The organism is Blastococcus brunescens (genome assembly GCF_035320885.1).
Lineage (GTDB): Bacteria > Actinomycetota > Actinomycetes > Mycobacteriales > Geodermatophilaceae > Blastococcus_B > Blastococcus_B brunescens.
Genome location: NZ_CP141261.1, coordinates 3,254,066 through 3,278,723, shown reverse-complemented (window position 1 = coordinate 3,278,723; position 24,658 = coordinate 3,254,066). Strand labels below are relative to the sequence as shown.

Here is a 24,658-nt window from a genome sequence, read left to right as displayed (position 1 = left end):
GTCAGTAGCTGATCCCCCGGGCGGCGTAGTACTGCTTGGACTGCGGCTGCATCAGCAGGAACACGATCAGGATGGGCAGGATGAAGCCCAGGATCCCGGTGAACCACGACTCCCCGTAGGACATCGCGAAGATCGTGTACAGCAGCTGGATGCCGATCGAGGCGTAGCTGCCCAGGATCAGCAGCCGGGGCGACTTGCCCTGGATCGCCTGGATGGCCCCGACCAGGACGACGACCGCGGTGGCGAACGAGAGCAGCGCCAGCAGACCGAGGATCGCGCTGATCTCGAACAGCAGCCCGATCCCGAAGAGCAGCAGCAGGCCGCCGAGGGTGCCGAGTCCGCCGATCACGATGCCGATCACGGCCGCGGCGGTCACCTGGCCGGGCCGCTGCGCCCCGTAGCCGGCCGGGGCGCCCGACCACGACGGAGCGGGAGCGCCGTACCCCTGCGGTGGCGGTGGCGGGGGCGCACCCCAGCCGGGCTGGCCCTGCGGCGGAGGAGCCTGCGGATGGTTCGGGTCCGAACCCGGCTGGTCCCAACCGGGGGTGGGGCTGGACATGGTGCGTCTCCTCTGGGGCGTCCACTCCGCCGGGATGGCGGTCGGTGGCGGAGTGTAGGGCCCGCCACCCGGTCATGGGAGCCTCCGTGGTCCTGACCGGATAGGGCGGCCGGACCACGGAGGGACGTCAGCGACCCCGGCGGGCGCGGTGCGCGGCGAAGAAGTCCGCCGACGGCTTGCGCGACAGCAGCACCACGATCGCCAGCGCCGCGGCGAGCAGCAGCAGGCTCCAGATGATGCCGCCCGCTCCCGAGGTGTCGGCGTCGCCGATGCTCGCCAGGAACCCGAGCAGGGTGAACGCCAGCGCGATCGACCCCCGACGATGAGCAGCACCCGGCTGCGTCCGGTCAGCGCCCACACCGAGCCCCAGATGACGACGACGGTCCAGGCGGCCATGAGCACCCCGACCAGCGCGAAGATCGCGAAGAGGCCGGTCGTGACGTCGTCGTCCTCCGCCAGGTCCCCGAAGATGGAGGCGGTGGCGCTGCCGGCCACGAACGTGAGCAGGGTGAAGATCACGCCGAGGGCGCCGAAGACGAATCCGAGCACCGCGGCGGTGACCACCGATCCGGGCTTGGCCGGCTGACCGGACCCGTACTGCCCGTAGGCGGGCGGCTGACCGTACTGCTGGCCGTACGCGGGCTGCTGCCCGTACCCGGCTGGGTACTGCTGCTGGCCGTAGCCGGACTGCTCGGTACCGGGCTGGCCGTAGGACGGTTGAGCCGGCTGCCCGTACTGCTGCCCGTACTGGGGCTGCCCGTACTGGGGCTGCCCGTACTGGGGCTGCCCGTAGCCAGGCGCGGTGGACTCGGAACGACCCTGGTCGTCGGACTGGCTCATGATCTCCTCCGTCGAAGCCGGCGTTCCCGGCTCCCGGTGGCCAGGATGTCCGGGCGGCCCGGGCGGCACAAGGACGACGCACGCCCCTGGGGACAAGTGACCGTCGGCGACGGTGCGGTGTCGTCCCACTCTGCGGACGCTCCTAGGCTGTGCGCCTGTGACCGCCACCGAGCCGGGGACCGCACCCGTCGTCCTCATCGCCGAGGAACTCGCGCCCAGCGTGCTCGAGGTGCTCGGCACCGAGGTCGAGATCCGCCACGTGGACGGTGCGGACCGCGACGCGCTGCTGCCGGCGCTGGCCGACGCGGCCGCGGTGATGATCCGCAGCGCCACGCAGATCGACGCCGAGGCGCTCGCTGCGGCACCCGCCCTCAAGGTGGTGGCGCGGGCCGGGATCGGGCTCGACAACGTCGACGTCGCCGCCGCCACCGAGCGCGGCGTGATGGTGGTCAACGCGCCGACGTCGAACATCGTGAGCGCCGCGGAGCACGCCGTCGCGCTGCTGCTCGCGGCCGCCCGCCAGATCCCCGCCGCCGACGCGACCCTGCGCGGAGGCCAGTGGAAGCGGTCGACGTTCATGGGCGTCGAGGTCACCGGGAAGACCGTGGGCGTGGTCGGGCTCGGCCGCATCGGCGTCCTGTTCGCGCAGCGGATGGCCGCCTTCGACGTGACGCTGATCGCCTACGACCCCTACATCCAGCCCGGCCGGGCCGCGCAGCTCGGCGTGCGGCTCGTCTCCCTGCAGGAGCTGCTCCGGGAGTCCGACTTCATCTCCATCCACCTGCCCAAGACCCCCGAGACGGTCGGCCTCGTCGGTGCCGAGCAGCTGGCGATGACCAAGAAGGGCGTCATCATCGTCAACGCCGCCCGCGGCGGGCTGGTCGACGAGGCCGCCCTGGCCGAGGCCCTGCGGTCCGGTCAGGTGGGCGCGGCAGGCATCGACGTCTACGCCGAGGAGCCGTCCACCGACAGCCCGCTCTTCGGTCTGCCGAACACCGTCGTCACCCCGCACCTGGGCGCCTCCACCGCCGAGGCGCAGGACAAGGCCGGGACGGCGGTGGCACTCTCCGTGCGGCTCGCACTGCAAGGGAGTTCGTGCCCGATGCGGTCAACGTCCAGGCCGGCGGCGTGGTCGCCGAGGACGTCCGGCCCGGTCTGCCGCTGGCCGAGAAGCTCGGCCGGGTGTTCACCGCCGTCGCCGGCGGGCTGGCCCAGTCGGTGACGGTCGAGGTGCGCGGCAAGCTGGCCGAGTTCGACGACTCGGTGCTCCAGCTGGCCGTGCTGAAGGGCGTCTTCTCCGACGTGGTCGAGGAGCAGGTCACCTACGTGAACGCGCCGCTGCTCGCCGAGCAGCGCGGGCTCGAGGTGGCACTGACCAGCGACCTCGAGAGCCCGGACTACCGCAACCTCGTCACCGTGCGCGGCGCCATGTCCGACGGCACGCAGGTGACCGTCTCGGGCACCTTGTTCGGCAAGAACCAGGTGCCGAAGCTGACCGAGGTGGACGGGTTCGACATGGACCTGGACCTGTCGGGCTACCTGCTGTTCTTCGTCTACACCGACCGCCCGGGCGTCGTCGGCACCGTGGGCGCGGCGCTGGGGGAGGCCGGCATCAACATCGCCGGTGCCCAGGTCAGCCGCACCACCCGCGGCGGCGAGGCGCTCATGGCCGTCACCGTGGACAGCCGGGTGGCCACCGAACTGCTCGGGAACATCGCCGACCGGATCGGCGCCCGCCAGGCCCGCGCGGCCGACCTCAACCCCAACTGAGCCAGGAGTCGTTCCCATGCGTTTGGCAGTGATCGCCGGAGACGGCATCGGCCCCGAGGTCGTGACAGAAGGACTGAAGGTCCTGCAGGAGGTGGCTCCCGACGTGGAACCCACCCACTACGACCTGGGCGCCATGCGCTGGCAGCGCACGGGGAGCTCCTGCCCGACACGGTGCTCGACGAGCTCCGCGGGCACGATGCGATCCTGCTCGGTGCCATCGGCGATCCCAGCGTCCCGCCGGGGATCCTGGAGCGCGGGCTGCTCCTGCGGCTGCGCTTCGAGCTCGACCACCACGTCAACCTCCGTCCCGCCCGGCTGTTCGACGGCGTCACCGGCCCGCTGGCGAACCCGGGGCCGATCGACATGCTCTGCGTGCGCGAGGGCACCGAGGGGCCCTACGTCGGCAACGGCGGCGTGCTCCGCAAGGACACCCCGCAGGAGGTGGCCACCGAGGTCAGCCTCAACACGGCGTTCGGCGTCGAGCGGGTGGTGCGCTACGCCTTCGAGCGGGCCCTCGCCCGGCCGCGCAAGCACCTCACCCTGATCCACAAGACCAACGTGCTCACCCACGCCGGCGGCCTCTGGTCGCGGGTGACCGAGGAGGTCTCCTCGGAGTTCCCCGAGGTCACCGTCGCCTACCAGCACGTCGACGCCGCGTCGATGTTCTTCATCACCGACCCCGGCCGGTACGACGTCATCGTCACCGACAACCTCTTCGGCGACATCGTCACCGACATCGCCGCCGCCGTGACCGGCGGCATCGGTCTGGCCGCGAGCGGCAACCTCGACGCCTCGGGCACCAACCCCAGCATGTTCGAGCCGGTGCACGGCTCCGCCCCCGACATCGCCGGGCAGGGGATCGCCGACCCGACGGCCACCGTCCTCTCGGTGGGGCTGCTGCTCGAGCACCTCGGCCGGACCGAGCAGGCCAAGAAGGTCAACGCCGCGGTGGCGTTCGACCTCTCCACCCGTTCGCCGCAGGGCCCGGTCCGCACCACCGACGTCGGCGACCGGCTCGCCGCCCTCGCGAGCGGCTGAAGGAGAACCGACCGCCGGGCCGCTCCCTCGACTCACGGGGGCGGCGGCTCCGGCAGGAGCAGGTCGCCGACCGGCACGGGGAGCAGGGCCTGGGCCCGCATCTCGGCAGGCTCGGCGTACTCGAGCCTGACCCGGCAGCCCGTGGGGAGGCCTCGACCAGCACGACGGCCGACCACCCCCAGTCGTCCTCGGGCCGGCCGGCGTCCGTCCTGTCGGTCAGCGGGACCGGCAACCGGCACCACCAGCGCCGGTCGAGCGCGGCCGGCCCCCGTGCCGACAGCAGCGCCGTCGCCGTCGCGGGAACCTGTGCCGGCCCGAGGACGGACCCCACGAGGGTCACGGGGACGACGAGGTCCGGCGAGCCGTCGGGGACGAGGTAGCCGACGTGCTCGCCGTCCGCGCGGCGGCGCACGGGGTGCCAGTCGGTCGGGATCACCGGGACCGGGTACCAGGCCGACCTGCCCCGCGTCGCAGGATTTCCGGGGCAGGGGCAGCCGCGCGAGCGGGGTGCGTGCTTTCATGGTCGCGATGCACACCGTCGGCACGATCATCATCAGCTAGCGCGCAGTTCACTCCCCGACTGCGCGCAGACCTCCCGTACCCGGGGGTCTTTTTCGTGTTCGCGCCGGATCACCGCTCCAGGAGTCCCCATGACCAGCACCGACTTCCACGTCTTCGACACCACGCTCCGCGACGGTGCGCAACGGGAGGGCGTGAGCTACTCCGTCGCCGACAAGCTGGCCGTGGCCCGCCTGCTCGACGAGATCGGTGTGGGCTTCATCGAGGGCGGGTGGCCCGGTGCGCTGCCGAAGGACACGGAGTTCTTCGCCCGGGCGCGCACCGAGCTCACGCTGCGGCACGCGCAGCTCGTCGCGTTCGGCGCCACCCGCAAGGCCGGCGTGCGGGTGGAGGAGGACCGTCAGGTCCGCGCGCTGCTCGACGCGGGGACGCCGGTCGTCTGCCTGGTCGCGAAGTCCGACGTCCGGCACGTCCGCGAGGCGCTGCGGACGACGCTGGAGGAGAACCTGGCGATGGTGGCCGACACGGTCGCCTTCTTCGTCGCCCACGGACGGCGTGTGTTCCTCGACTGCGAGCACTTCTTCGACGGCTACGCGGCCGACCCCGACTACGGGGTGCGGGTGCTGCAGGCGGCGTTCGACGCCGGTGCCGAGGTGGGGGTCCTGTGCGACACCAACGGCGGCATGCTGCCCATGGGGGTGGGCCGGGTCGTCGCCGACGTCCGCTCGCGGGTGTCGGGCCGGCTCGGCATCCACTGCCAGGACGACACCGGGTGCGCCGTCGCCAACTCCCTCGTCGCCGTCGAGGCCGGCGTCACGCACGTGCAGGGGACCGCGAACGGCTACGGCGAGCGGGCCGGCAACGCCGACACCTTCGCGCTCATCGGCAACCTTATGACCAAGATGGGGCTGCCCGTCGTGCCCGCGGAGTGCCTCTCCGAACTGCAGCGCGTCAGCCATGCCATCGCCGAGCTCGCCAACATCGCGCCGGACGACCACCAGCCCTTCGTGGGGGCATCGGCCTTCGCGCACAAGGCCGGCCTGCACGCCAGCGCGATCAAGGTCAGCCCGGAGCTGTACAACCACCTGGACCCCACCGTCGTCGGCAACGACATGCGCATCCTGGTCACCGAGATGGCCGGGCGGGCATCGGTGGAGCTCAAGGGGCGCGAGCTCGGCGTGGACCTCGCCGGTCAGGGCGACGCCATCGGCCGGGTCGTCGACCAGGTGAAGGTGCTCGAGGCCGACGGCTGGTCGTTCGAGGCGGCAGACGCCTCCTTCGAGCTGCTGCTCCGGGCCCAGCTGCCCGGTGCGCCGCCGCCATTGTTCGAGCTGGAGAGCTACCGGACCTCCGTCGAGCACTGGGGGAACGGCGTGGTGGTCAGCGAGGCGACCGTGAAGGTGCACGTCGTCGACGAGCACGGCAGGAGCGAGCGGATCATCACCACCGCCGAGGGCAACGGCCCGGTCAACGCCCTGGACAACGCGCTGCGCCAGGCGCTGGTCAGCCGGCACCCGGAGCTGGCGGAGGTCTCCCTCGCCGACTACAAGGTCCGCATCCTCGGCTGGAAGGGTGGCACGAGCGCCACCACGCGCGTGCTGATCAGCACGACGGACGGCGCGCGGGAGTGGACCACCGTGGGGGTGCACGACAACATCGTCGAGGCGTCCTGGCACGCCCTGGTGGATGCGCTCACCTACGCCGTGGTGAGCGGGCCGGCACCCGCGGGGTGACGCTCCGGAACCGTCCGTGAACGCCGGGGCGAGCGTTCGTCACGGTGTCATCACGCCCGTTTGACGTGACCTGGCGCACGAAATAGGTTCATAACGAGAACAAATGTTCGCGCTGCGAACATTCCGCTCGTCGTCGCTCGGCAAAAGGAGCCCCTCGATGCGTCGCCTGCTCAGCCCGCTCGCCGTCCTGGCGCTGCTGACCCCGATCGCTGCCTGCGGCAGCGACGACTCCTCCGGCGACGGCGGGGGTGGGGAGGCGGCGAGGAGGTCCGAGAGCTCCGCGTCGGCGTGATCCCGATCGTCGACGTCGCCCCCATCTACCTCGGTGTGGAGCAGGGCTTCTTCGAGGAGCGGGGCATGGACGTCGAGCTGGTCCCCGGCTCGGGCGGTGCCGCGGCCGTGCCGGGTGTCGTGTCCGGCGACTACGACTTCTCCTTCGGCAACGTGACCTCGATCCTGCTCGCCGGCTCCGAGGGCCTGCCGCTGCGGATGGTGGCCAACGGCGTCGCCACGACCGGTGATCCGGAGACGGACTTCTCCGGGGTGGTCGTGCCCGGGGACAGCGCCATCCAGGACGCCTCCGGCCTCCAGGGTCAGACCGTCGCGGTGAACAACCTGAAGAACATCGGCGAGGTGACGATCCGGAAGGCGATCGAGGACGCCGGTGGCGACCCGTCCGACGTCAACTTCGTCGAGCTGCCCTTCCCGGAGATGCCCGCCGCCCTGCAGGCCGGCAACATCGACGCGGCCTGGGTGGTCGAGCCCTTCCTCACCGTGTCCCGGAACCAGGGTGCGCGGTCGGTCCTGGCGCCGTTCGCCGAGCCCATCGAGGACCTGACGGTCGCCGTCTACTTCACCACCGAGCAGCTGCTGCAGGAGGAGCCGGAGCTGGTCGACGAGTTCCAGGCCGCCATGGAGGAGTCCCTGACCTACGCGCAGGAGAACCCCGACGAGGTCCGGCGGATCATCCTCACCTACACGCAGGTCCCGCCGGAGGCCGCCGAGGCGATCGCCCTGCCCGCCTTCCCGCAGGAGATCAACGTGGAGTCGGTGGAGACCGTCGCCGAGCTGATGGCCGAGTTCGGGATCACCCCGAGCCGGCCGACGTCGACTCGCTGATCGCGACCGACTGACCGGTGCCCGACGCCACGACCCCGAGGCAGGGGCGGACGTCGCCGGGGCGGCACCGACGGTCCGCGAGGCCACGCTGGACACGTTCCGGAGCCTGGGGCTGACCACGAATCTTCGCCAACCCGGGTTCCACGGAGGTGCCGTTCCTCACGGGCCTCCCGGACGACATCCGGTTCGTCCTGGCACTGCACGAGGGGTCCGTCGTCGGTATCGCGACCGGCTGGGCGATCGCCAACGAGCGCCCGGCACTGGTCAACCTGCACACGACGGCCGGGCTGGGCAATGCCGTGGGCGCTCTGGCCACCGCCCGGGTGAACCGGGCGCCCCTGGTCGTGGTGGTCGGGCAGCAGGACCGCCGGCACCTGGCCCTCGAGCCGTTCCTGACGGGGCGGCTCGAGGGCCTGGCCGGCGACTACCCGGTCTGGGTCAACCAGCCAGCCACCGCCCAGGACGTCCCGGGTGCGATCGCCCGCGGCTACCACGAGGCGGTCACCGCCCGCGGTCCGGCGATCGTGATCGTCCCCATGGACGACTGGGGCCGGCCCATGACCGGCGCCGGGCCGGCTGCCGCCCCCGCGCAGGTGCGGCGTCCCGCCGGGGTCGACGGGCCGACCGTCGACGAGGTCAGTGCCCTGCTGGACGGCGCGCGCTCACCGCTGCTCGTCGTCGGAGCGGGCGCCGACACCACGGACACCCGTGCGGCCCTGGTGACCCTGTCGGAGAAGCTCGACGCACCCGTGCGCCAGGAGGCGTTCGGCGCCCGCGCCGGCTTCCCCAGGACCATCCGAACTACCAGGGACTGCTCCCCGCCGCCCGGAGCCGGCTGCGCGGCGCCCTCGAGGGCACGACGTCGTGCTCGTCGTCGGGGCGCCGGTGTTCCGGCAGTACCCGTTCGAGCCCGGTCCCTTCGTCGCCGACGGCGTCCGCGTCGTCGAGGTGAGCCAGGACCCCGCCGAGGTGCACCGCAGCTCGGCCGACCTCGCCGTGCTGACCGACCCGGGGGTCTTCTGCGCCGCCCTGGCCGCGCGGGTCGCGCGCCGCGAACCCTCCGGCCGCCCGCCGCGCGTGGTGCCGACCGTGCCGCCGCCGGCAGCGGGCGAGCCGATGCGGGCGCCGCACGTGTTCGCGCTCCTGGCCGAGCGGACCGACCGCGACACCGTCGTGGTGGAGGAGACGCCGTCCACCCGGCAGGTGCTCGAGGAGATGCTGCCGTCGAGGGAGCCGCTGGGGTACCTGGGCGTGGCCATGGGTGGGCTGGGCTTCGGCATGCCCGCCGCGATCGGGGTCCGGATGGCCCGCCCGGACCGCCCGGTGATCGCGATCCTCGGGGACGGCTCCTCGATTTACGCCGTCCAGTCGCTGTGGACCGCGGCGAACTACGGCGTCGGGGCGCTGTTCATCGTGTTCGCCAACGGCGGTTACGCGATCATGGACAAGCTGGCCGAGCGGGCCGGGGGCAAGGCTCCGTGGCCCGGCTTCCCGAGGTGCGGCTGTCCGCCCTGGCCACGGCGCTGGGCTGCCCCGCCGAGCGGATCAGCAGCTACGAGCAGCTGCTGGAGACCTTCGACGACGTCCTCCCGCGCCTGCGCGGCCTGGACCGGCCGCTCCTCCTCGACATCGACGTCGCCCCCGAGCGGGAGTCCAACCCCTGAGCGGTCGGCCTCGGGCCGGATCTCGCCCATGGGTCCCCAGCCGGGGACGTCCGCGGCGTCGACGTGGATGATCTGCGGCTGCGCGGCCGCCTTACATGAGCCGCTGCGTCGCGCCTGCGCGGAACCCTCCGGGCTCCACTCGGCACGACCCTGCCGTCGTCCGTCACAGCGGGTCCAGGCGCCGGCGCAGCAGGCAGAACTCGTTGCCCTCCGGGTCGGCGAGCACGTGCCAGCCCTCGTCCCCGGTCTGGCCGACGTCCGCGAAGGTAGCGCCGAGGCCGAGCAGCCGCTCGAGCTCCGCGTCCTGGTCGCGGTCGGTGGCGTTGACGTCGATGTGTAGCCGGCGCTTGCCGGGCGTGGGGTCGTTGACCGGGCCGAACACCAGGGTGGGCGCGGCGCCGCCGAACCCGGCCTCGGAGCCGATCTCCACCGACCCGTCCTCCTCCCGGCCGAGGACCCGGTAGTCCAGGACGGCGGCCCAGAAGGCGGCGAGGGCCTCGGGGTCGCGGCTGTCGACGACGAGTTCGGAGAAGCGGCAGGCCATGGGCGCAACCGTAGGGCCGCCCGTGGCCGACTAGCCTCGGCCCGTGCGCATCGTTCGTTTCGCCTCCCCCAGGGCATGTCCTTCGGCGTCCTCGACGGAGACGGCCAGGTGGCCCAGATCGAGGGCCATCCCTTCGGCCGGATCTCCTTCACCGGCGCCCGGTTCGCGCAGGCGGACATCCGCCTGCTGTCGCCGATCCTGCCGAGCAAGGTGGTGTGCGTCGGCAAGAACTACGCCGCGCACATCGAGGAGATGAAGGGGCTCACCGGCGACGCGCCGACGGAGCCCCTGCTGTTCCTGAAGCCGTCGACATCGGTCGTCGGACCGGGGGACGCGATCCGCATCCCGCCGGGCAGCACGAACGTGCACCACGAGGCGGAGCTCGCCGTCGTCATCGGTGCCCGCGGCGCCCGCAACGTGACGCCGGAGCAGGCCGGCGCCAGCATCTTCGGCTACACGATCGGCAACGACGTCACCGAGCGGGACATGCAGAAGAGCGACGGGCAGTGGACCCGCGCCAAGGGCTTCGACTCGTTCTGCCCGATCGGCCCCTGGATCGAGACCGACCTCGGCGGGCTGGGTCTGGACCCGACCGACCTGGAGGTCACCTGCACCGTCGACGGCGAGCCGCGGCAGCAGGGCCGCACCAGCCAGCTCATCTTCGACGTCCCGACCCTCATCTCCTACATCTCGCAGGTGATGACGCTGCTGCCCGGCGACGTGGTCCTCACGGGCACCCCTCCGGGGTCGGCCCGATCCGGCCCGGCCAGCAGGTCGAGGTGACGATCCAGGGCCTGGGCTCGCTGACCAACAGCGTCGCGGCCGCCGAAGGCGTCTCCACGGCAGGCGGCGCCCGATGAGTGGTCGATCGACCCCGCCCGCCACGCCGACGACGATCCGCACCCGTTTCTGCCCCTCACCGACCGGCCTGGTGCACGTCGGTCTGATCCGCACGGCGCTGTTCAACTGGGCGCACGCGCGGCATGCCGGTGGCACCTTCGTCTTCCGGATCGAGGACACCGACGCCTCGCGCGACTCCGAGGAGTCCTACCGGCACCTGCTGGACAGCCTGCGCTGGCTCGGCCTCGACTGGGACGAGGGGCCCGAGGTCGGCGGACCGAACGGGCCCTACCGGCAGTCGGAGCGGCACGACGTCTACCGCGAGGTGGCCGCGAAGCTGCTCGCGTCCGGCCATGCCTACGAGTCCTTCTCCACCAACGACGAGGTCGACGCCCGTCGCCGGGCGGCCGGTCAGGATCCCAAGCTCGGGTACGACAACCACGACCGGTTCCTCACCGACGCGCAGAAGGCCGCCTTCCGCGACGAGGGCCGCACACCCGTCCTGCGCCTGCGGATGCCCGACGAGGACCTCACCTGGACCGACCTGGTCCGCGGCGAGGTGCGCTTCGCCGCCGGTGCCGTGCCGGACTTCGTGCTGGTGCGCGGGAACGGTGCGCCGCTCTACCCGTTCGTGAACCCCGTCGACGACGCCCTCATGGGCATCACCGACGTGCTGCGCGGGGAGGACCTGCTGCCCTCGACGCCGCGACAGCTCGCGCTGTACGCGGCGCTCACCGACATCGGCGTCGCCCAGGGCACTCCCGCTTCGGGCACCTGCCGCTGGTCACCGGCGAGGGGACGAAGAAGCTCTCGAAGCGCGACCCCACGTCCAACCTCGACGTGTACCGCGAACGCGGCTTCCTCCCCGAGGGCCTGGTCAACTACCTGGCACTGCTGGGCTGGTCGATCGCGGAGGACCGCGACATCTTCTCGACCGCCGAGCTGGTCGAGGCCTTCGACGTCGGCCGGGTCAGTGCCAACCCCGCGCGCTTCGACCTCAAGAAGGCCGAGGCGATCAACGCCACCCACCTGCGCGCCCTGCCGGTCGAGGCGTTCGTCGAGCGGATCACGCCGTACCTGGCCGGTGCCGGGCTGGTCGAGGAGCCGCCGACCGCGGAGCAGCAGTCCGTCCTGCAGGCCATCGCCCCGATGGCCCAGGAGCGGATGATCGTGCTCTCCGAGGCCGTGGGCCTGCTGCGGTTCCTCTTCGTCGAGGACGTCGAGATCGAGCCGGCGGCCGCCGAGAAGCAGCTGGCCGGAGCCGACGCCGCCGAGGTGCTGGACGCCGCGACGAGTGCGCTCAGCGTGCTGGCCGACTGGTCGACGGCTCGGATCGAGGACGCGCTGAAGGCGGCGCTGGTCGACGGGCTCGGACGCAAGCCGCGCCAGGCGTTCGGCCCGGTGCGGGTCGCCGTCAGCGGGCGCACCGTCTCGCCGCCGCTGTACGAGTCGCTCGAGATCCTCGGACGGGAGCGGACGCTGGCCCGGCTCGCCGCCGCCCGCGCCGTGGCCGGGACCGCCGGCGGGCCGACCGCCGGATGAGCGGACCGGACCGCGAGCCCGTCGTCGACGGGTACTCCGGGCCGCCGCCGACGCGCCGCCCCGAACCCTGGCAGCTCGGTCCCGTCGCCCCGCCCTGGGGCGGTCCCCCATGACGCCCGGTCCCTGGGGGCGCCACCCGGGCCGCCACCGGGGCCGCTCCCGTGGGGACCCCCGTCGGAGCCGCCGCCGGAGTGGGCGCTCGCGCGGTGGGGGCCGCAGGCCTGGGGGCCGGCCCCGGGTCCGTGGGCACCTGTTCCCTGGACGCCGCAAGCGCCGCCGGTGGTCCGGTGGGCACCGCCCCCGGCACACCGCCGCACGACCAGCCGACGACGTTCCTGCGGGCCATGCGCTCCCGCGACTGGGCGTGGTGGCGGCCCGTGCTGGGGTGCTCCTGCTCGCCGTGGTCTACGCGGCCCTCGCCGTGATGACCGCGGTGGCCGGGGTGCTCGGTCTGCTCGCCTCGGGCAGCGACCTCGGCACGCTCCCGGACATGGGCCTCGAGGAGTTCAGCGACCCCTGGGTGCTGCTGTTCCTCAACGCGTCCCTGATCGTCGCCATCCCGTCCGTCTGGATGGTCTGGGTTGTCGCCCACGGCATGCCCCGCGGATGGTCCTCGTCGGTGCTGGGGCGGCTGCGCAGGCGGTTGCTGCTGCCGTACACGCTCCTCGCGCTGGCCACCCTGGGCGTCGGCATCGGGCTGGCCGTGCTGCTCACCTTCACGGTGGGCGACGAGGAGATGACCGGGCCGGTGTCCTCCTACGGCTGGCTCCTGGTCGTCGTGCTGCTGACGACGCCACTCCAGTCGGCCGCCGAGGAGTACGTCTTCCGCGGGTACCTCAGCCAGGCGATCGCCGGCTGGATCCGCTCGCCGCGGGCCGGCGCGCTGGTCGCGGCGCTGCTGACGGCCGCCTTGTTCGCGGCGGCGCACGGTCCCCAGGACGTCCTGACGTTCCTCGACCGGTTCGCATTCGGCCTGGCCGCCTCGGCGGTCGTCTGGCTGACCGGCGGGCTGGAGGCGGCGATCGTGCTGCACGCGGTCAACAACGTCCTGGTGTTCGTGCTGGCCGGCACCCTGGGTGACGGTGTGGCGACCGCGGAGGTCCCCGCGGGGATCGGTCTCCTCTTCGCCGCGGTCAGCCTCGCGTCGATGGCCGCCTACGTCACCCTGGTCGCCCGGTCGCGACACCGGCTGCTCCCCGAGACGTGGACAGCCGCCGTCGACCTGCGGATGCCGGGCCCCGTGGCGCTCCCAGCCCGCTGACAGCGGACCACCCTTCCCTCACGGTCACCGCGCGCTCCGGAAGGATGGCCGTTCCGGTCCGCCACCGGGGGTGGTGCCACCCCGGCCGGACACGTCGGGTATCGTCTTCTGCGGCGCCGCGAGGTGCCACCCATGGGGTATGGGGTAATTGGCAGCCCGACGGTTTCTGGTTCCGTTAGTCTAGGTTCGAGTCCTGGTACCCCAGCGAGGACGCATCATCTCCTGGAGATGCACCTCTGCAGCACCGCACGGCCCCGTCGTCTAGCGGCCCAGGACGCCGCCCTCTCACGGCGGTAGCGAGGGTTCGAATCCCTTCGGGGCTACAGCGCACGAGAGCCCCCGGCCTTCCGGCCGGGGGCTCTCGCCGTCTCCAGGACATCCACCGCCACGCGCACGGTCGCGTCCTCCCTCAGCTGCGAGCGTCCTGATCCGAAAATGACTGGGGTAGGGCGAACGGGACCGTCGGCTCGGGGTAGGGCTGCGCCGAGTCGGGGACGGGCGAACGGTTGTGGGTCAGGCGGCCGGGGTGAGGGTGACGGTGTAGCCGAGCGCTTGGAGTTGGTGAACGTAGGCGCGGCGGCGGCGGTCGGGGTCGGTGCGTTTGGCGTGGAAGTCCGAGCCGAGGTCGATGAAGTGTGCGTCGGGATCGGACAGCAGATGCCAGATGATCACCAGCATGGAGCGGCCGACGGCGACGACGGCCCTCTTCCCTCCTCGGCGGCGGGCCAGGCGGCGATATCGCTCACCGAGGAAGGTGTCGGTCTTCGCCGCGCCAGCGACGGCCTCGCCGATGACCTTGGCCAGATAGCGGTTGCCGTGGCCGGTGCTGCCCGGTCCCTTCTTCTTGCCGGCCGATTCCTTGGTGGCCGGAGCGAAACGGGCCCAGGCGCACAGGTGTCCGGGGTGGGGAACCTGCCCATGTCCAAGCCGATCTCGGCCACGATCGCGCTGGCGGCGGCGCGGCCGATGCCCGGAATCTCATCCAGCTTCGCCACCGCGTGGCCGAAAGGGGCGACCATCTCCTCGATCATCGCCTCGAGCCCAGCAATATCGGCGGTCAGACCGTCGATGCGAGCCAGCATCGTGGTCAGCAGCCGCGCGTGGTGATCGGTGAAGTAGCCGGTGAACGCCTCTTCCAGATCGGTGAGCTTGCCCCGCATCCGCCCCCGGGCCAGCTGGGCCAGCACCTTGGGGTCCCGCTGCCCGCCGATCAGCGCGGCGAGCATGTCTCGCCCGGAGACGCCGAAGATGTCGCTGACCACCACCGACAGCTTGATCTGGGCGTCTTCGAGCAGCTTCTCCACCCGCTGCTTCTCCGCGGTACGCACCTCGACGAGATCGGCCCGGTACCGGGTGACATCCCGCAGCCGGCGGATCGGCGGCGGCGGCACGAAGCTGGGCCGCAGCATGCCGCGCTCGGCGAGCTTGCACAGCCACACCGCGTCCAGCTTGTCGGTCTTGGGCCGCCCGGGCAGGTGCTTGACGTCGCGGGCGTTGACCAGTTCAGGGTTCAGCCCGTGGGCCTCCAGCAGATAGAACGGAGGCTTCCAGTAGTCGCTGGTGGCCTCCATGACCACCTCGGTGACACCCAGCTCGGTCAGCCGGTCGACCATGACCAGCAGTGAGCGGGTCATCGTGCGGTAGGTGACCACCTCTTGCATCCGCCTGCCCGCGCGTTGCGGATGCGGCACTCGCACGCAGCACACCAGCTCGGCCTTGCCGATATCGAGCGCCGCGACCCGGGCGACGATCTCCTCGACCTGTTCGTCCTCGTTCAGCACCACGGCCTCCTCACCGGCGCCACCGTCACGGCGTCACCCGCGAGGACCGCTGGGCAAGAACTGCAATCTGATCCGCGTGCTCGAAGCGACAAGGAAGCGCCCACGACGCGGCCCTCGGCACCCTGCTCCCTCACGACCTCCCACGATCAAGGACAACCGGCGTCAGCGGGTGACCGACACATTTTCAGCGCGGAACGCGCGGCCGCCAAGGCCACCGATGCTCCCTCACCGTGGAGGCCGGGGGAGGATGCGCGATGATCAGGTTCCCTCGTCCCGGCCGTCCGGGGGCTGCGCAGCGGCTCGCGCCGCCGTGGCAGAATGGCTGCGCACCACGGCGCACGGCCCCGTCGTCTAGCGGCCTAGGACGCCGCCCTCTCACGGCGGTAGCGAGGGTTCGAATCCCTTCGGGGCTACACCGCGCGCGAGCCCCCGACCTGCACGGTCGGGGGCTCTCGCCGTTTCGGTGGACCTCCGCCCCGAACTGGCCGGTGATCGCGCAGCGGACTAGCTTCGGTGCGGCCCTCCGCGCCTGTGCGACGGCCGACTGGAGGGATGGGCAGCAGTGATCCGCACGAGCCGTCGCCTGGCCGACGGCCGGGAGATCCTCTACTTCGACCGGGAACCCACCCCGCGCGACGCCGCGGACACCCGCGATCTCCCTGCGGTCTCCAACCGGTCCCAGCTGCGCTACGACGCCCTCCTCGGCGAGTGGGTCGCCATCGCCTCGCACCGGCAGACGCGCACCTTCCTGCCGCCGGCCGACGAGTGCCCGCTGGATCCCTCGGGTCCGGGACGGCCCACGGAGATCCCGGAGAGCGGCTACGAGGTCGTCGTCTTCGAGAACCGGTTCCCGTCGCTGGCCACCGGCGTCGAGCGCGACGTGCCGCCCACCGCTCCCGGGGCTCCGCTGGCCGAGTTGCGGCCGGGGTTCGGTCGCGCGGAGGTCGTGTGCTTCACCGACGACCACGACCGGGTCTTCGCCGACCTGGGCCCCGACCGGGCCCGCCTTGTGGTGGACGTGTGGGCCGACCGGACCGAGACGCTGAGTGCGCTCGAGGGCATCGAGTACGTCTTCCCGTTCGAGAACCACGGCGAGGAGATCGGGGTGACGCTGTCCCACCCGCACGGGCAGATCTACGCCTACCCCTACCTCCCGCCGCGGGTGGAGCGGATCCAGGCCTCGGTCGCACGCCACCGCGAAGCGACCGGCGGCGACCTGTTCGCCGAGGTCCTGGCAGCGGAGCGGTCGGGTCCGCGGGTGGTCACCGCCAACGAGCACTGGACGGCGTTCGTCCCGGCCGCCACGCGCTGGCCCTACGAGGTGCAGCTGTTCCCGACCCGGCGGGTGCCCGACATCCCGGCGCTCACCGACGAGGAGCGCGACGCCTTCGTCGACGTCTACCTCGACGTGCTGGGCCGCTTCGCCCGCATGATGGACACGCCGATGCCCTACATCGCCTCGTGGAACCAGGCCCCGGTGCGCGCCGGGCGCGAGGACTGGTGGCTGCACCTGCAGGTGTTCTCGTTCCGCCGGGCGCCGGGAAGCTGAAGTACCTCGCCGGGTCGGAGTCGGGCATGGGCGCATTCATCACCGACACGAATCCCGAGGACATCGCCGAGCAGCTGCGGACCGTCGACGGAGTGGTCGAGGCGTGACCGACGACGACCAGGCGGCCGTTCGGGCGGCGGAGGCCTTCCGCGAACGGTACGGCCGGGACCCCGAGGGCGTCTGGGCAGCACCCGGACGGGTCAACGTCATCGGCGAGCACACCGACTACAACGACGGCTACGTGCTGCCCGTGGCCCTGCCGCACACCACGCGGGCCGCGGTCGGCCGGCGCACCGACGGCCGGCTGGCACTGGCCTCGCTGCAGGGCGACGGCGCCGTGGTCGAGCTGGCGATGGACGAGCTCGCCCCGGCCGTCCCGACGGCTGGGCCGGCTACCCCGCAGGCGTGGTGGCGGGCCTCCGGGACCGGCTCGGCGGCGGCCTGGACGTCCTGGTCGACACCGACGTCCCGGTCGGCGCCGGGTTGTCGTCGTCGGCGGCGCTGACCTGCTCGGTCGCCCTGGGGCTGGCGGACCTCGTGGCGCCCGAGCTGAGCCGCACCGACCTCGTCGAGCTGGCCCGCCGGTCGGAGAACGACTTCGTCGGGGCCCCCACCGGGATCCTCGACCAGTCCGCCTCGCTGCTGTGCACCTCCGGGAACGCGCTGTTCCTCGACACCCGGGAGCGTCGGACCGAGCAGGTGCCGTTGGACCTCGCCGCCGTGGGGCTGGAGCTCCTGGTCGTCGACACCGGCACGTCGCACACCCACGCGGACGGCGGCTACGGCGACCGGCGCCGCGAGTGCGAGCAGGCCGCGGAGCGGCTCGGGGTGCCGGCGCTGCGGGACGTCGCCGACGTCGCCGGGCTGGCCGCCCTGGACGACGACGTGCTGCTGCGGCGCGCCCGGCACATCGTCACCGAGAACGCGCGCGTCCTCGAGGTGGTCGCCGTCCTGCGCGCGGACGCCGACCCCGCGGCATCGGCCGGGTGCTGACCGCCGGGCACGCCTCGCTCCGCGACGACTTCCAGATCTCCACCGTCGAGCTCGACGCCTGCGTCGACGCCGCGGTCGAGGCCGGGGCGCACGGTGCCCGCATGGTCGGCGGTGGCTTCGGTGGCAGCGCCGTGCTGCTGGTCGACCGCGTCCGCGCCCGGGCCGTCGCCGACGCCGTCCGCGAGCGGTTCGCCCGCGAGGGCTTCGCCGCACCGCGCACGTTCGACGTCGTGCCGTCGGCCGGCGCCCGACGGATCGCCTGACATCCCGGAAGGAGCGTCGTGGAGGACTCCCTGAGGCTGGACGCCTCGTTCATCGACTACGCGCTGGTCGCCGTCTACTTCGCCGTCGTCCTGGGGATCGGGCTCGCCGCCCGCCGGCGGGTGTCGGACAGCCTCGACTTCTTCCTGTCCGGCCGCTCGCTGCCGGCCTGGGTGACCGGCCTGGCGTTCATCTCGGCCAACCTCGGCGCGGTCGAGATCATCGGCATGTCGGCCAACGGCGCGCAGTACGGCATGGCCACGATGCACTACTTCTGGATCGGCGCCGTCCCCGCGATGCTGTTCCTGGGCATCGTGATGATGCCCTTCTACTACGGCTCGAAGGTCCGCAGCGTCCCGGAGTTCATGCGCCGCCGGTTCGGCACCGGCGCCCACCTGGTCAACGCGATCAGCTTCGCCGTCGCGCAGGTGCTCATCGCCGGGATCAACCTCTACCTGCTGGCCACGATCGTCGGCTCGCTGCTGGGTTGGCCGCTGTGGGTGTCGCTGATCCTCGCCGCGGTCATCGTGCTCAGCTACATCACCCTGGGCGGGCTGTCGGCGGCGATCTACAACGAGGTCCTGCAGTTCTTCGTCATCGTCGCCGCGCTGCTGCCGCTGACCCTCATCGGGCTGAACAAGGTGGGCGGCGTCGGCGGGCTGATCGACGCCGTCCGGGAGTCGCCGGGGGTGAGGAGCAGCTGTCCTCGTGGCCGGCCACCGAGCTGTCCGGCTTCGAGAACCCCATCTGGTCGGTCATCGGCATCGTGTTCGGGCTCGGCTTCGTGCTGTCCTTCGGGTACTGGACGACGAACTTCGTCGAGGTGCAGCGGGCGATGGCGACCAAGTCGATGTCCGCGGCGCGGAGCACCCCGATCATCGGTGCGTTCCCGAAGATGTTCGTGCCGTTCATCGTCGTGATCCCCGGCATGATCGCCGGCGTCCTGGTCAGCGAGATGGTCGCCTTCAAGGCCGATCCCGCGGAGGGCGGCGACATCGACTACAACGACGCGATCCTGCTGCTGATCCGCGACGTACTGCCCAACGGCCTGCTCGGCATCGCGATCGCCGGGCTGCTCGCGGCGTTCATGGCCGGCATGGCGGCCAACATCTCCTCGTTCAACACCGTCTTCAGCTACGACCTGTGGCAGCAGTACGTGAAGAAGGACCGCCCCGACGACTACTACCTCCGGGTCGGCCGGTGGGCGACGGTCGGCGCCACGGCGGCCGCGGTCGGGACGGCGCTGATCGCCGCCGGCTACGACAACCTGATGGACTACCTGCAGACGCTGTTCGGCTTCTTCAACGCGCCGCTGTTCGCCACGTTCATCCTCGGCATGTTCTGGAAGCGCATGACGCCGACCGCCGGCTGGGTGGGGCTGGTGTCCGGCACGGCCGCGGCGATCACCGTGGACCGGCTGGTGGCCGCAGGGGTGTTCGACCTGCCGGGTCAGGGCGGCGCCTTCGTGGCCGCCGCCGCCGCGTTCGTCGTCGACATCGTGGTGAGCGTCGCGGTCACCCAGGTGACGGCACCGAAGCCGGTCGCCGAGCTGGCGGGGCTGGTCTACTCGGAGACGCCGAAGGAGCAGCGCACCGATCCGGAGGCGCACCGCCTGCCCTGGTACCAGTCGCCGGTGCCGCTCGCCGGCATCGCGCTGGCCCTGGTCGTCGCCCTGAACGTCATCTTCAGCTGAGTCAGGAGCACATCGGATGAGCACCGGGAAGCAGCCAGGCACGAAGCAGGCGGCAGGGGCGTTCGACGTCCGCAACGTCATCGCCGGCCTGATCGGGTTCTACGGCGTCGTCCTCGTGATCGTGGGGATCGTCGACCGGTCGGAGGAGGCACTGGCGAAGGCCGGCGGGGTGAACGCCAACCTGTGGGCCGGGATCGCGATGGTCGCCGTCGCCGTCGGGTTCGCGCTCTGGTCGCGGATGCGCCCGATCGTCGTGGAGACACCGGAGGAGCCCCGGGAGGACTAGGCCGGCAGCACCGTGACGGGGACCCGCTGGACGAGGTTGTTCGCCATGCCCTGGCGGTTCCACTCCTGCTCGACCGGCTGGGTGCCGTCCTCGTCGGTGGCCCGGACCAGCAGCTCCTGCGCGCCGGCGGACGCGGTCCAGTCGTAGCGCCAGGCCCGCCAGGCGAACGGGTGCCCCGGATCGACCGGGGCGACGGTGGCGTCGTCCCACGTCCGGCCGCCGTCGGTGCTCACCTCGACGCGCGTGACGGGCGCGCGGCCGGACCACGCCCGCCCGGACAGCGGCACGGCGCCGGCGCGGACGAACCGCTCCCGCGTCATGAAGTCCGGCCACCCGGGCGGGGCCACCAGCGCCCGTGGCCGGATCCGCGTGACCGGCTCGCCGGCCTCGTGGGCGTCCACCTTCAGCCGGTAGGCGGTGGCGTTCTGGTAGCCGGTGAACGCCTCGGTCAGGACGTCGATGCGGGTCAGCCACTTCACGTGCGCCATGCCGTACCAGCCGGGGATCACCAGCCGGAGCGGTGCGCCGTGCTGCGGCGGGAGCGGCTGCCCGTTCATCGCCCAGACCAGCAGGGCGTCCGGGCGCAGGGCCTCGGCCAACGGCAGCCCGCGGGCGTAGTCCTGCTCGACGCCGCGCTCCACGCCGTGGTCGGCACCGGTGAAGATGACGTCGACGGCGTCGGGGAGAGGCCCGCCTCCTCCAGCAGCGGCGCCAGCGGCGTGCCGGTCCACTCCGCCGTCCCGACGGCCTCCAGCAGCCACGGCTGGCTGACCGGGCGCGGCTCGAGGCGTGCCCGGCCGTTCCCGGCGCACTCGAGCAGCACGCGCGAGGTGACGGCGGGGCGGCGCACCACATCGTCCATCCCCAGGGTGAGCGGCCGGTCGACGGCGCCGTCGATGCGCAGCTCCCAGGTCGCGGCGTCGGCGGCGGGGATGTCGAAGTGGGTGAGGACGTAGTGCAGGCCCGGCGGGGTCACGTCGTACCGGAGGGCCTCCAACGGCAGGCCGTGGTTGCGGGTGGCCAGGGCGAGCTCGTCCAGGCCGATGCCCTCGCCGGGTCCGGCGACGCGGGCCCGTCCGGCCTGGGCGAGTTCGACCGGGGCGACGTCGGCAGTCATGCCGCGAGTGTGGCCCGGCGGACCGTTCGGGACCAGGGCCCTCAGCGGGCTGCGCGGGAGATGGCAGCCGCCGCGTCGAGCACCGCACCGACGATCTCGGGGCTGGGGCGGCGGCCCAGCCGCTCCACCGGGCCGGAGATGGAGACGGCGCCCAGGACCGTCCCGGAGCCGTCGCGCACCGGGGCGGACAGCGACGCGACCCCGGCTCGCGTTCGGCCACGCTGTGCGCCCAGCCGCGCCGGCGGACGTCGAGCAGGGTCCGGGCGGTGAAGCTGGCCGACGGCAGCAGGCGGGTGACCTCGTCGGCCGGCGTGAAGGCGAGCAGCGCATGAGCGGCCGACCCCGCCGTCATGGGCAGCCGCGCGCCGACGGGGACGGTGTCGCGCAGCCCGCTGGTGCGCTCGGCCGCGGCGACGCAGACGCGCGTTGCGCCGTCGCGGACGTAGAACTGGGCGCTCTCCCGCTGGCGTCGCGCAGGACGACCAGGTGCCGTCCGGCCAGATCGGCGAGGTCGGCACCGCCGCGGCCGAGCTCGACCAGGGCCGGCCCGGGAGCCCAGGCGCCCTCCTGGGTGCGCCGGACGAGGCGGTGCCCTCCAGGGCGACGGCGAGGCGGTGGGCGGTGGCGCGGGGCAGGCCGGTGCGGCTGACCAGCTCGGCGAGGGTCGCCGGCTCGTCGGCCACCGCGCGGAGGATGGTCACCGCTTTGTCCAAGACGGCGACGGGGTTAGGCTGTCCCATACAGCAATACTTGCATCCCAAACAGTGAGACGGCTAGTCCAGCGGGGTGCGAGCACTACCTCGGAAGGATCCACCGTGCCGAAGACCCTGGCGGAGAAGGTCTACGAGGCTCACGTGGTGCGCAGCGCCGCGGGCGAGCCCGACCTGCTCTACATCGACCTGCACCTCGTGCACGAGGTGACCAGCCCGCAGGCCTTCGACGGGCTCCGCGCGGCGGGCCGCACGGTGCGCCGTCCCGACCTGACGATGGCGACCGAGGACCACAACGTCCCGACCCTCGACATCCTGGCTCCCATCGCAGACCCGGTGAGCCGGGCGCAGATCGAGGCGCTGCGCACGAACGCCGCCGAGTTCGGCATCCGGCTGGCCCCGATGGGCGACCGCGACCAGGGCATCGTGCACGTCATCGGCCCGCAGCTGGGGATGACCCAGCCGGGGATGACGATCGTGTGCGGTGACAGCCACACCTCCACGCACGGGGCGTTCGGAGCGCTGGCGTTCGGGATCGGCACCAGCGAGGTCGAGCACGTGCTCGCCACCCAGACCCTGCCGCAGTACAAGCCCAAGCAGATGGCGGTGACGGTGGACGGGCAGCTGCCCCCGGGCGTCTCGTCGAAGGACGTCATCCTGGCGGTCATCGCCCAGATCGGGACCAACGGAGCCCAGGGGCACGTCATCGAGTACCGCGGCAGCGCGATCGAGGCGCTGTCGATGGAGGCCCGGATGACGATCTGCAACATGTCGATCGAGGCCGGCGCCAAGGCCGGGCTCATCGCTCCCGACCAGGTGACCCTCGACTTCCTCCGGGGCCGGCCCCATGCACCCGCAGGGGCCGACTGGAACGCCGCCGTGGAGTACTGGTCGACGCTGCGCACCGACGAGGGCGCCGTCTTCGACCGCGAGGTGGTGCTCGACGCCTCGACCCTGACCCCTTCGTCACCTGGGGCACCAACCCCGGGCAGGGCCTGCCGATCGACGGCATCGTCCCCGACCCGGCGGACATCGCCGACGAGGGCGAGCGCCGGGCCGCGCAGCAGGCGCTGGCCTACATGGGCCTCGAACCCGGGACGCCCCTGCGCGAGATCGAGGTCGACACCGTCTTCCTGGGCTCCTGCACGAACGGCCGCATCGAGGACCTCCGCATCGCCGCCGAGCTGCTGCGCGGCAAGCGGATCGACGCCGACACCCGGATGCTGGTCGTCCCCGGCTCGGTGGGCGTCAAGGCGCAGGCCGAGGCCGAGGGCCTGGACCGGGTGTTCCTGGACGCCGGTGCCGAGTGGCGGGGCGCGGGCTGCTCGATGTGCCTGGGCATGAACCCCGACCAGCTCAAGCCCGGCGAGCGCTCGGCCTCCACCAGCAACCGCAACTTCCAAGGCCGGCAGGGCAAGGGCGGGCGCACCCACCTGGTGTCGCCCTCCGTCGCCGCCGCCACCGCTCTCACGGGGAAGCTGACCGCCCCGGCCGACCTCACCCCTCCCAGCCGGCTGTCGTCTGAGACTGGAGCTCGTGACCATGGACGCCTTCACCACCCACACCGGCACCGCGGCCCCGCTGCGCCGGTCGAACGTCGACACCGACCAGATCATCCCGGCCGAGTACCTCAAGCGAATCACCCGCACCGGCTTCGCCGACGGCCTGTTCACGGCCTGGCGGACCAACGAGCCGGACTTCGTGCTCAACCAGCCGCAGTACGCCGATGCCTCGGTGCTGGTCGCCGGCCCGGACTTCGGCACCGGCTCTTCCCGCGAGCACGCGGTGTGGGCGCTCAAGGACGGCGGCTTCCGCGTCGTGATCAGCTCGCGGTTCGCCGACATCTTCCGCAACAACTCGACCAAGGACGGGCTGCTCACCGTCGTCCTCCCGCAGGCCGACGTCGAGGCGTTGTGGGCGGCGATCGAGGCCGATCCGACCACCCAGGTGACCGTCGACCTGCAGGCGAAGCAGGTCACGTACGGCGCCGTCACGGTGGCCTTCGACGTCGACGACTACACGCGCTGGCGGCTGCTCGAGGGCCTGGACGACGTCGGTCTCACCGAGCGCAACCTCGACGACGTCGAAACCTTCGAGGGCCGCCGCCCGGCCTGGCTTCCCCGGGCTCTCCCCGCCCTCCCCACGCGCTGAGCCACGGCCCAGGCATAGGTACCTATACATGCGTTCTCCGCCGCGAAACGCACGTATAGGTACCTATGCCGGGCCTGGGGCGTCGGGGTCCCCTGGGTAGCTATGCCGGGCCTGGGGCGTCGGGGTCGGGGTCGAAGTTCCGGAAGTAGTCGGCGCTCAACGCCCCCGGCCGCCCGCCCAGCACCCAGACGCTGCCCTTCGCGGCCGGCGGGTGCACGCGGACGCCCTCGACGTGCACGCCCAGGGCCAGGAGCACCGAGGGGATCGCCCCGCCCTGGCTGCAGATGACGGTCACGCCGGGCGCGGGCCGCGGGGCCAGGAGACGCTCGACCACGGCCAGGCCGGCCTGCGGATCGTCGGCGAACTCCTCCTCGCCGAGCTCCGTCACCGGCTCCACGGGCACGCCGATCCGCTCGGCGAGCGGGGCCACGGTCTCCTCGCAGCGCGTGCGCCTGGCCGAGAGCACCGCCGTCGGCGCGAACACCGGCAGGACCTCGGCCAGCCGGGCCGCCTCGCGCCGTCCGCGTCCGTCGAGCGGGCGGAGCTCGTCCGGGCCGTCCCAGTCGCTGCGGCTGCCGGCGTGCCCGTGCCGGACCAGCACCAGGGTGGGCATCCGCGGGGCGTCGTCCCGGAGCAGGTCGGCGACCACGGCGCGGTCGTGGTCGTGCGTGCAGAGTCCGGCCGCCTC

Annotated in this window: 27 protein-coding genes, 3 tRNA genes and 9 pseudogenes; 27 read left to right on the top strand and 12 right to left on the bottom strand. The window is 72.5% G+C overall.

The window, feature by feature from the left end; all coding sequences use genetic code 11:
* Position 1: 1 nt before the first annotated feature.
* Positions 2 to 559, bottom strand: coding sequence for a hypothetical protein (locus U6N30_RS22085; protein WP_324273972.1), 558 nt, complete (start codon positions 557 to 559; stop codon positions 2 to 4).
* 72 nt (positions 560 to 631) lie between these two features.
* Positions 632 to 1,399, bottom strand: coding sequence for a hypothetical protein (locus U6N30_RS22080; RefSeq protein WP_324273971.1), 768 nt, complete (start codon positions 1,397 to 1,399; stop codon positions 632 to 634).
* 157 nt (positions 1,400 to 1,556) lie between these two features.
* Here U6N30_RS22080 and U6N30_RS22075 point away from each other — a divergent pair, with 157 nt between their 5' ends.
* From U6N30_RS22075 to U6N30_RS22045, 7 genes and pseudogenes are all read left to right on the top strand, one after another.
* Positions 1,557 to 2,621: a hydroxyacid dehydrogenase gene (locus U6N30_RS22075; RefSeq protein ID WP_324273970.1), complete on the top strand. Its 1,065-nt coding sequence runs from the start codon at positions 1,557 to 1,559 to the stop codon at positions 2,619 to 2,621.
* Positions 2,528 to 3,169: an ACT domain-containing protein gene (locus U6N30_RS22070; RefSeq protein WP_324273969.1), complete on the top strand. Its 642-nt coding sequence runs from the start codon at positions 2,528 to 2,530 to the stop codon at positions 3,167 to 3,169. Before U6N30_RS22075 ends, U6N30_RS22070 begins: the two co-directional genes overlap by 94 nt.
* Before the next feature lie 171 nt (positions 3,170 to 3,340).
* Positions 3,341 to 4,207, top strand: a complete 867-nt coding sequence (locus tag U6N30_RS22065; protein ID WP_324273968.1) for a 3-isopropylmalate dehydrogenase — start codon at positions 3,341 to 3,343, stop codon at positions 4,205 to 4,207.
* Positions 4,208 to 4,857: 650 nt separating this feature from the next.
* Complete coding sequence (gene cimA, locus U6N30_RS22060) at positions 4,858 to 6,459, top strand: citramalate synthase (protein WP_324273967.1); 1,602 nt, start codon at positions 4,858 to 4,860, stop codon at positions 6,457 to 6,459.
* Positions 6,460 to 6,616: 157 nt separating this feature from the next.
* Positions 6,617 to 6,751, top strand: coding sequence for a hypothetical protein (locus U6N30_RS22055; protein WP_324273966.1), 135 nt, complete (start codon positions 6,617 to 6,619; stop codon positions 6,749 to 6,751).
* Positions 6,748 to 7,578, top strand: coding sequence for an ABC transporter substrate-binding protein (locus U6N30_RS22050; RefSeq protein ID WP_324273965.1), 831 nt, complete (start codon positions 6,748 to 6,750; stop codon positions 7,576 to 7,578). The genes U6N30_RS22055 and U6N30_RS22050 overlap by 4 nt, the downstream gene beginning before the upstream one ends.
* A 122-nt stretch (positions 7,579 to 7,700) precedes the next feature.
* Positions 7,701 to 7,946, top strand: a pseudogene (locus tag U6N30_RS22045) (thiamine pyrophosphate-binding protein); the annotation flags it as partial.
* Between the two features lie 119 nt (positions 7,947 to 8,065).
* Here U6N30_RS22045 and U6N30_RS22040 read toward each other — a convergent pair.
* Together U6N30_RS22040 and U6N30_RS22035 are read right to left on the bottom strand one after the other, a co-directional pair.
* Positions 8,066 to 8,284 carry a hypothetical protein gene (locus U6N30_RS22040; RefSeq protein ID WP_324273964.1) on the bottom strand — a complete coding sequence of 73 codons (219 nt, stop codon included), beginning with the start codon at positions 8,282 to 8,284 and terminating at the stop codon, positions 8,066 to 8,068.
* A 95-nt stretch (positions 8,285 to 8,379) separates the two neighbouring features.
* Positions 8,380 to 8,553 carry a hypothetical protein gene (locus U6N30_RS22035; RefSeq protein WP_324278604.1) on the bottom strand — a complete coding sequence of 58 codons (174 nt, stop codon included), beginning with the start codon at positions 8,551 to 8,553 and terminating at the stop codon, positions 8,380 to 8,382.
* Positions 8,554 to 8,694: 141 nt separating this feature from the next.
* Between U6N30_RS22035 and U6N30_RS22030 the strand changes: the two are divergent.
* Positions 8,695 to 9,039 (top strand): annotated as a pseudogene (locus tag U6N30_RS22030) (thiamine pyrophosphate-dependent enzyme); the annotation flags it as partial.
* Between the two features lie 17 nt (positions 9,040 to 9,056).
* On the top strand, positions 9,057 to 9,242 hold the full coding sequence (locus U6N30_RS22025) for a hypothetical protein (protein ID WP_324278603.1): 186 nt from the start codon (positions 9,057 to 9,059) through the stop codon (positions 9,240 to 9,242).
* A 163-nt stretch (positions 9,243 to 9,405) separates the two neighbouring features.
* Here the strand turns inward: U6N30_RS22025 and U6N30_RS22020 are convergent, their stop codons facing one another.
* Complete coding sequence (locus tag U6N30_RS22020) at positions 9,406 to 9,786, bottom strand: VOC family protein (protein ID WP_324273963.1); 381 nt, start codon at positions 9,784 to 9,786, stop codon at positions 9,406 to 9,408.
* Positions 9,787 to 9,861: 75 nt separating this feature from the next.
* On the opposite strand from U6N30_RS22020, the gene U6N30_RS22015 reads away from it, so the two are divergent.
* The 7 genes and pseudogenes from U6N30_RS22015 (at position 9,862) to U6N30_RS21985 (ending at position 13,752) form a co-directional block, all read left to right on the top strand.
* Positions 9,862 to 10,569: a fumarylacetoacetate hydrolase family protein gene (locus U6N30_RS22015; protein ID WP_324273962.1), complete on the top strand. Its 708-nt coding sequence runs from the start codon at positions 9,862 to 9,864 to the stop codon at positions 10,567 to 10,569.
* A gap of 73 nt (positions 10,570 to 10,642) precedes the next feature.
* Positions 10,643 to 11,302: pseudogene (locus tag U6N30_RS22010) on the top strand (glutamate--tRNA ligase); the annotation flags it as partial.
* A 98-nt stretch (positions 11,303 to 11,400) separates the two neighbouring features.
* A complete protein-coding gene (locus U6N30_RS22005) occupies positions 11,401 to 12,168 on the top strand; it encodes a glutamate--tRNA ligase (RefSeq protein WP_324278412.1) in 768 nt (255 codons plus the stop codon).
* Between the two features lie 161 nt (positions 12,169 to 12,329).
* A complete protein-coding gene (locus U6N30_RS22000) occupies positions 12,330 to 12,593 on the top strand; it encodes a hypothetical protein (RefSeq protein WP_324273961.1) in 264 nt (87 codons plus the stop codon).
* A complete protein-coding gene (locus U6N30_RS21995) occupies positions 12,554 to 13,429 on the top strand; it encodes a CPBP family intramembrane glutamic endopeptidase (RefSeq protein WP_324273960.1) in 876 nt (291 codons plus the stop codon). Before U6N30_RS22000 ends, U6N30_RS21995 begins: the two co-directional genes overlap by 40 nt.
* A gap of 133 nt (positions 13,430 to 13,562) precedes the next feature.
* A tRNA-Gln gene (locus U6N30_RS21990) sits at positions 13,563 to 13,634 on the top strand.
* 45 nt (positions 13,635 to 13,679) lie between these two features.
* Positions 13,680 to 13,752 (top strand) — tRNA-Glu (locus U6N30_RS21985).
* A 190-nt stretch (positions 13,753 to 13,942) separates the two neighbouring features.
* Here U6N30_RS21985 and U6N30_RS34415 read toward each other — a convergent pair.
* Positions 13,943 to 15,213: pseudogene (locus U6N30_RS34415) on the bottom strand (IS110 family RNA-guided transposase).
* A gap of 337 nt (positions 15,214 to 15,550) precedes the next feature.
* On the opposite strand from U6N30_RS34415, the gene U6N30_RS21965 reads away from it, so the two are divergent.
* The 9 genes from U6N30_RS21965 (at position 15,551) to U6N30_RS21925 (ending at position 19,992) form a co-directional block, all read left to right on the top strand.
* Positions 15,551 to 15,623: transfer RNA gene (locus U6N30_RS21965), tRNA-Glu, on the top strand.
* A gap of 149 nt (positions 15,624 to 15,772) precedes the next feature.
* Complete coding sequence (galT, locus tag U6N30_RS21960) at positions 15,773 to 16,759, top strand: galactose-1-phosphate uridylyltransferase (protein WP_324273958.1); 987 nt, start codon at positions 15,773 to 15,775, stop codon at positions 16,757 to 16,759.
* Complete coding sequence (locus U6N30_RS21955) at positions 16,711 to 16,866, top strand: hypothetical protein (RefSeq protein WP_324273957.1); 156 nt, start codon at positions 16,711 to 16,713, stop codon at positions 16,864 to 16,866. The genes galT and U6N30_RS21955 overlap by 49 nt, the downstream gene beginning before the upstream one ends.
* Positions 16,863 to 17,264 (top strand): galactokinase family protein, encoded by a 402-nt coding sequence (locus U6N30_RS21950; RefSeq protein WP_324273956.1) that lies wholly within the window; start codon positions 16,863 to 16,865, stop codon positions 17,262 to 17,264. The genes U6N30_RS21955 and U6N30_RS21950 overlap by 4 nt, the downstream gene beginning before the upstream one ends.
* Positions 17,165 to 17,752 (top strand): galactokinase, encoded by a 588-nt coding sequence (locus U6N30_RS21945; RefSeq protein ID WP_324273955.1) that lies wholly within the window; start codon positions 17,165 to 17,167, stop codon positions 17,750 to 17,752. Before U6N30_RS21950 ends, U6N30_RS21945 begins: the two co-directional genes overlap by 100 nt.
* Positions 17,746 to 18,015 (top strand): hypothetical protein, encoded by a 270-nt coding sequence (locus U6N30_RS21940; RefSeq protein WP_324273954.1) that lies wholly within the window; start codon positions 17,746 to 17,748, stop codon positions 18,013 to 18,015. The genes U6N30_RS21945 and U6N30_RS21940 overlap by 7 nt, the downstream gene beginning before the upstream one ends.
* 18 nt (positions 18,016 to 18,033) lie before the next feature.
* On the top strand, positions 18,034 to 18,933 hold the full coding sequence (locus U6N30_RS21935; RefSeq protein WP_324273953.1) for a sodium:solute symporter family transporter: 900 nt from the start codon (positions 18,034 to 18,036) through the stop codon (positions 18,931 to 18,933).
* On the top strand, positions 18,849 to 19,706 hold the full coding sequence (locus U6N30_RS21930; RefSeq protein WP_324278411.1) for a sodium:solute symporter family transporter: 858 nt from the start codon (positions 18,849 to 18,851) through the stop codon (positions 19,704 to 19,706). Before U6N30_RS21935 ends, U6N30_RS21930 begins: the two co-directional genes overlap by 85 nt.
* Positions 19,707 to 19,722: 16 nt before the next feature.
* Positions 19,723 to 19,992 carry a hypothetical protein gene (locus tag U6N30_RS21925; RefSeq protein WP_324273952.1) on the top strand — a complete coding sequence of 90 codons (270 nt, stop codon included), beginning with the start codon at positions 19,723 to 19,725 and terminating at the stop codon, positions 19,990 to 19,992.
* Here U6N30_RS21925 and U6N30_RS21920 read toward each other — a convergent pair.
* The 4 genes and pseudogenes from U6N30_RS21920 to U6N30_RS34410 all read right to left on the bottom strand — a co-directional run.
* Positions 19,989 to 20,312 carry a molybdopterin-binding protein gene (locus U6N30_RS21920; RefSeq protein WP_324278410.1) on the bottom strand — a complete coding sequence of 108 codons (324 nt, stop codon included), beginning with the start codon at positions 20,310 to 20,312 and terminating at the stop codon, positions 19,989 to 19,991. The two genes, U6N30_RS21925 and U6N30_RS21920, sit on opposite strands and share 4 nt — an antisense overlap.
* A 168-nt stretch (positions 20,313 to 20,480) precedes the next feature.
* A pseudogene (locus U6N30_RS21915) lies at positions 20,481 to 21,109 on the bottom strand (molybdopterin-dependent oxidoreductase); the annotation flags it as partial.
* A 41-nt stretch (positions 21,110 to 21,150) separates the two neighbouring features.
* Positions 21,151 to 21,668: pseudogene (locus U6N30_RS21910) on the bottom strand (IclR family transcriptional regulator domain-containing protein).
* Positions 21,669 to 21,714: 46 nt separating this feature from the next.
* A pseudogene (locus tag U6N30_RS34410) lies at positions 21,715 to 21,849 on the bottom strand (helix-turn-helix domain-containing protein); the annotation flags it as partial.
* Positions 21,850 to 21,873: 24 nt separating this feature from the next.
* Between U6N30_RS34410 and leuC the strand changes: the two are divergent.
* Positions 21,874 to 23,234, top strand: a pseudogene (gene leuC, locus U6N30_RS21905) (3-isopropylmalate dehydratase large subunit); the annotation flags it as partial.
* A 127-nt stretch (positions 23,235 to 23,361) separates the two neighbouring features.
* Positions 23,362 to 23,970 (top strand): 3-isopropylmalate dehydratase small subunit, encoded by a 609-nt coding sequence (leuD, locus tag U6N30_RS21895; protein WP_324278409.1) that lies wholly within the window; start codon positions 23,362 to 23,364, stop codon positions 23,968 to 23,970.
* 100 nt (positions 23,971 to 24,070) lie between these two features.
* On the opposite strand, the gene U6N30_RS21890 is transcribed toward leuD, so the two are convergent.
* Together U6N30_RS21890 and U6N30_RS21885 are read right to left on the bottom strand one after the other, a co-directional pair.
* Positions 24,071 to 24,373, bottom strand: a complete 303-nt coding sequence (locus U6N30_RS21890) for a hypothetical protein (RefSeq protein WP_324278602.1) — start codon at positions 24,371 to 24,373, stop codon at positions 24,071 to 24,073.
* An 18-nt stretch (positions 24,374 to 24,391) separates the two neighbouring features.
* Positions 24,392 to 24,583: pseudogene (locus tag U6N30_RS21885) on the bottom strand (histidine phosphatase family protein); the annotation flags it as partial.
* Positions 24,584 to 24,658 lie beyond the last annotated feature (75 nt).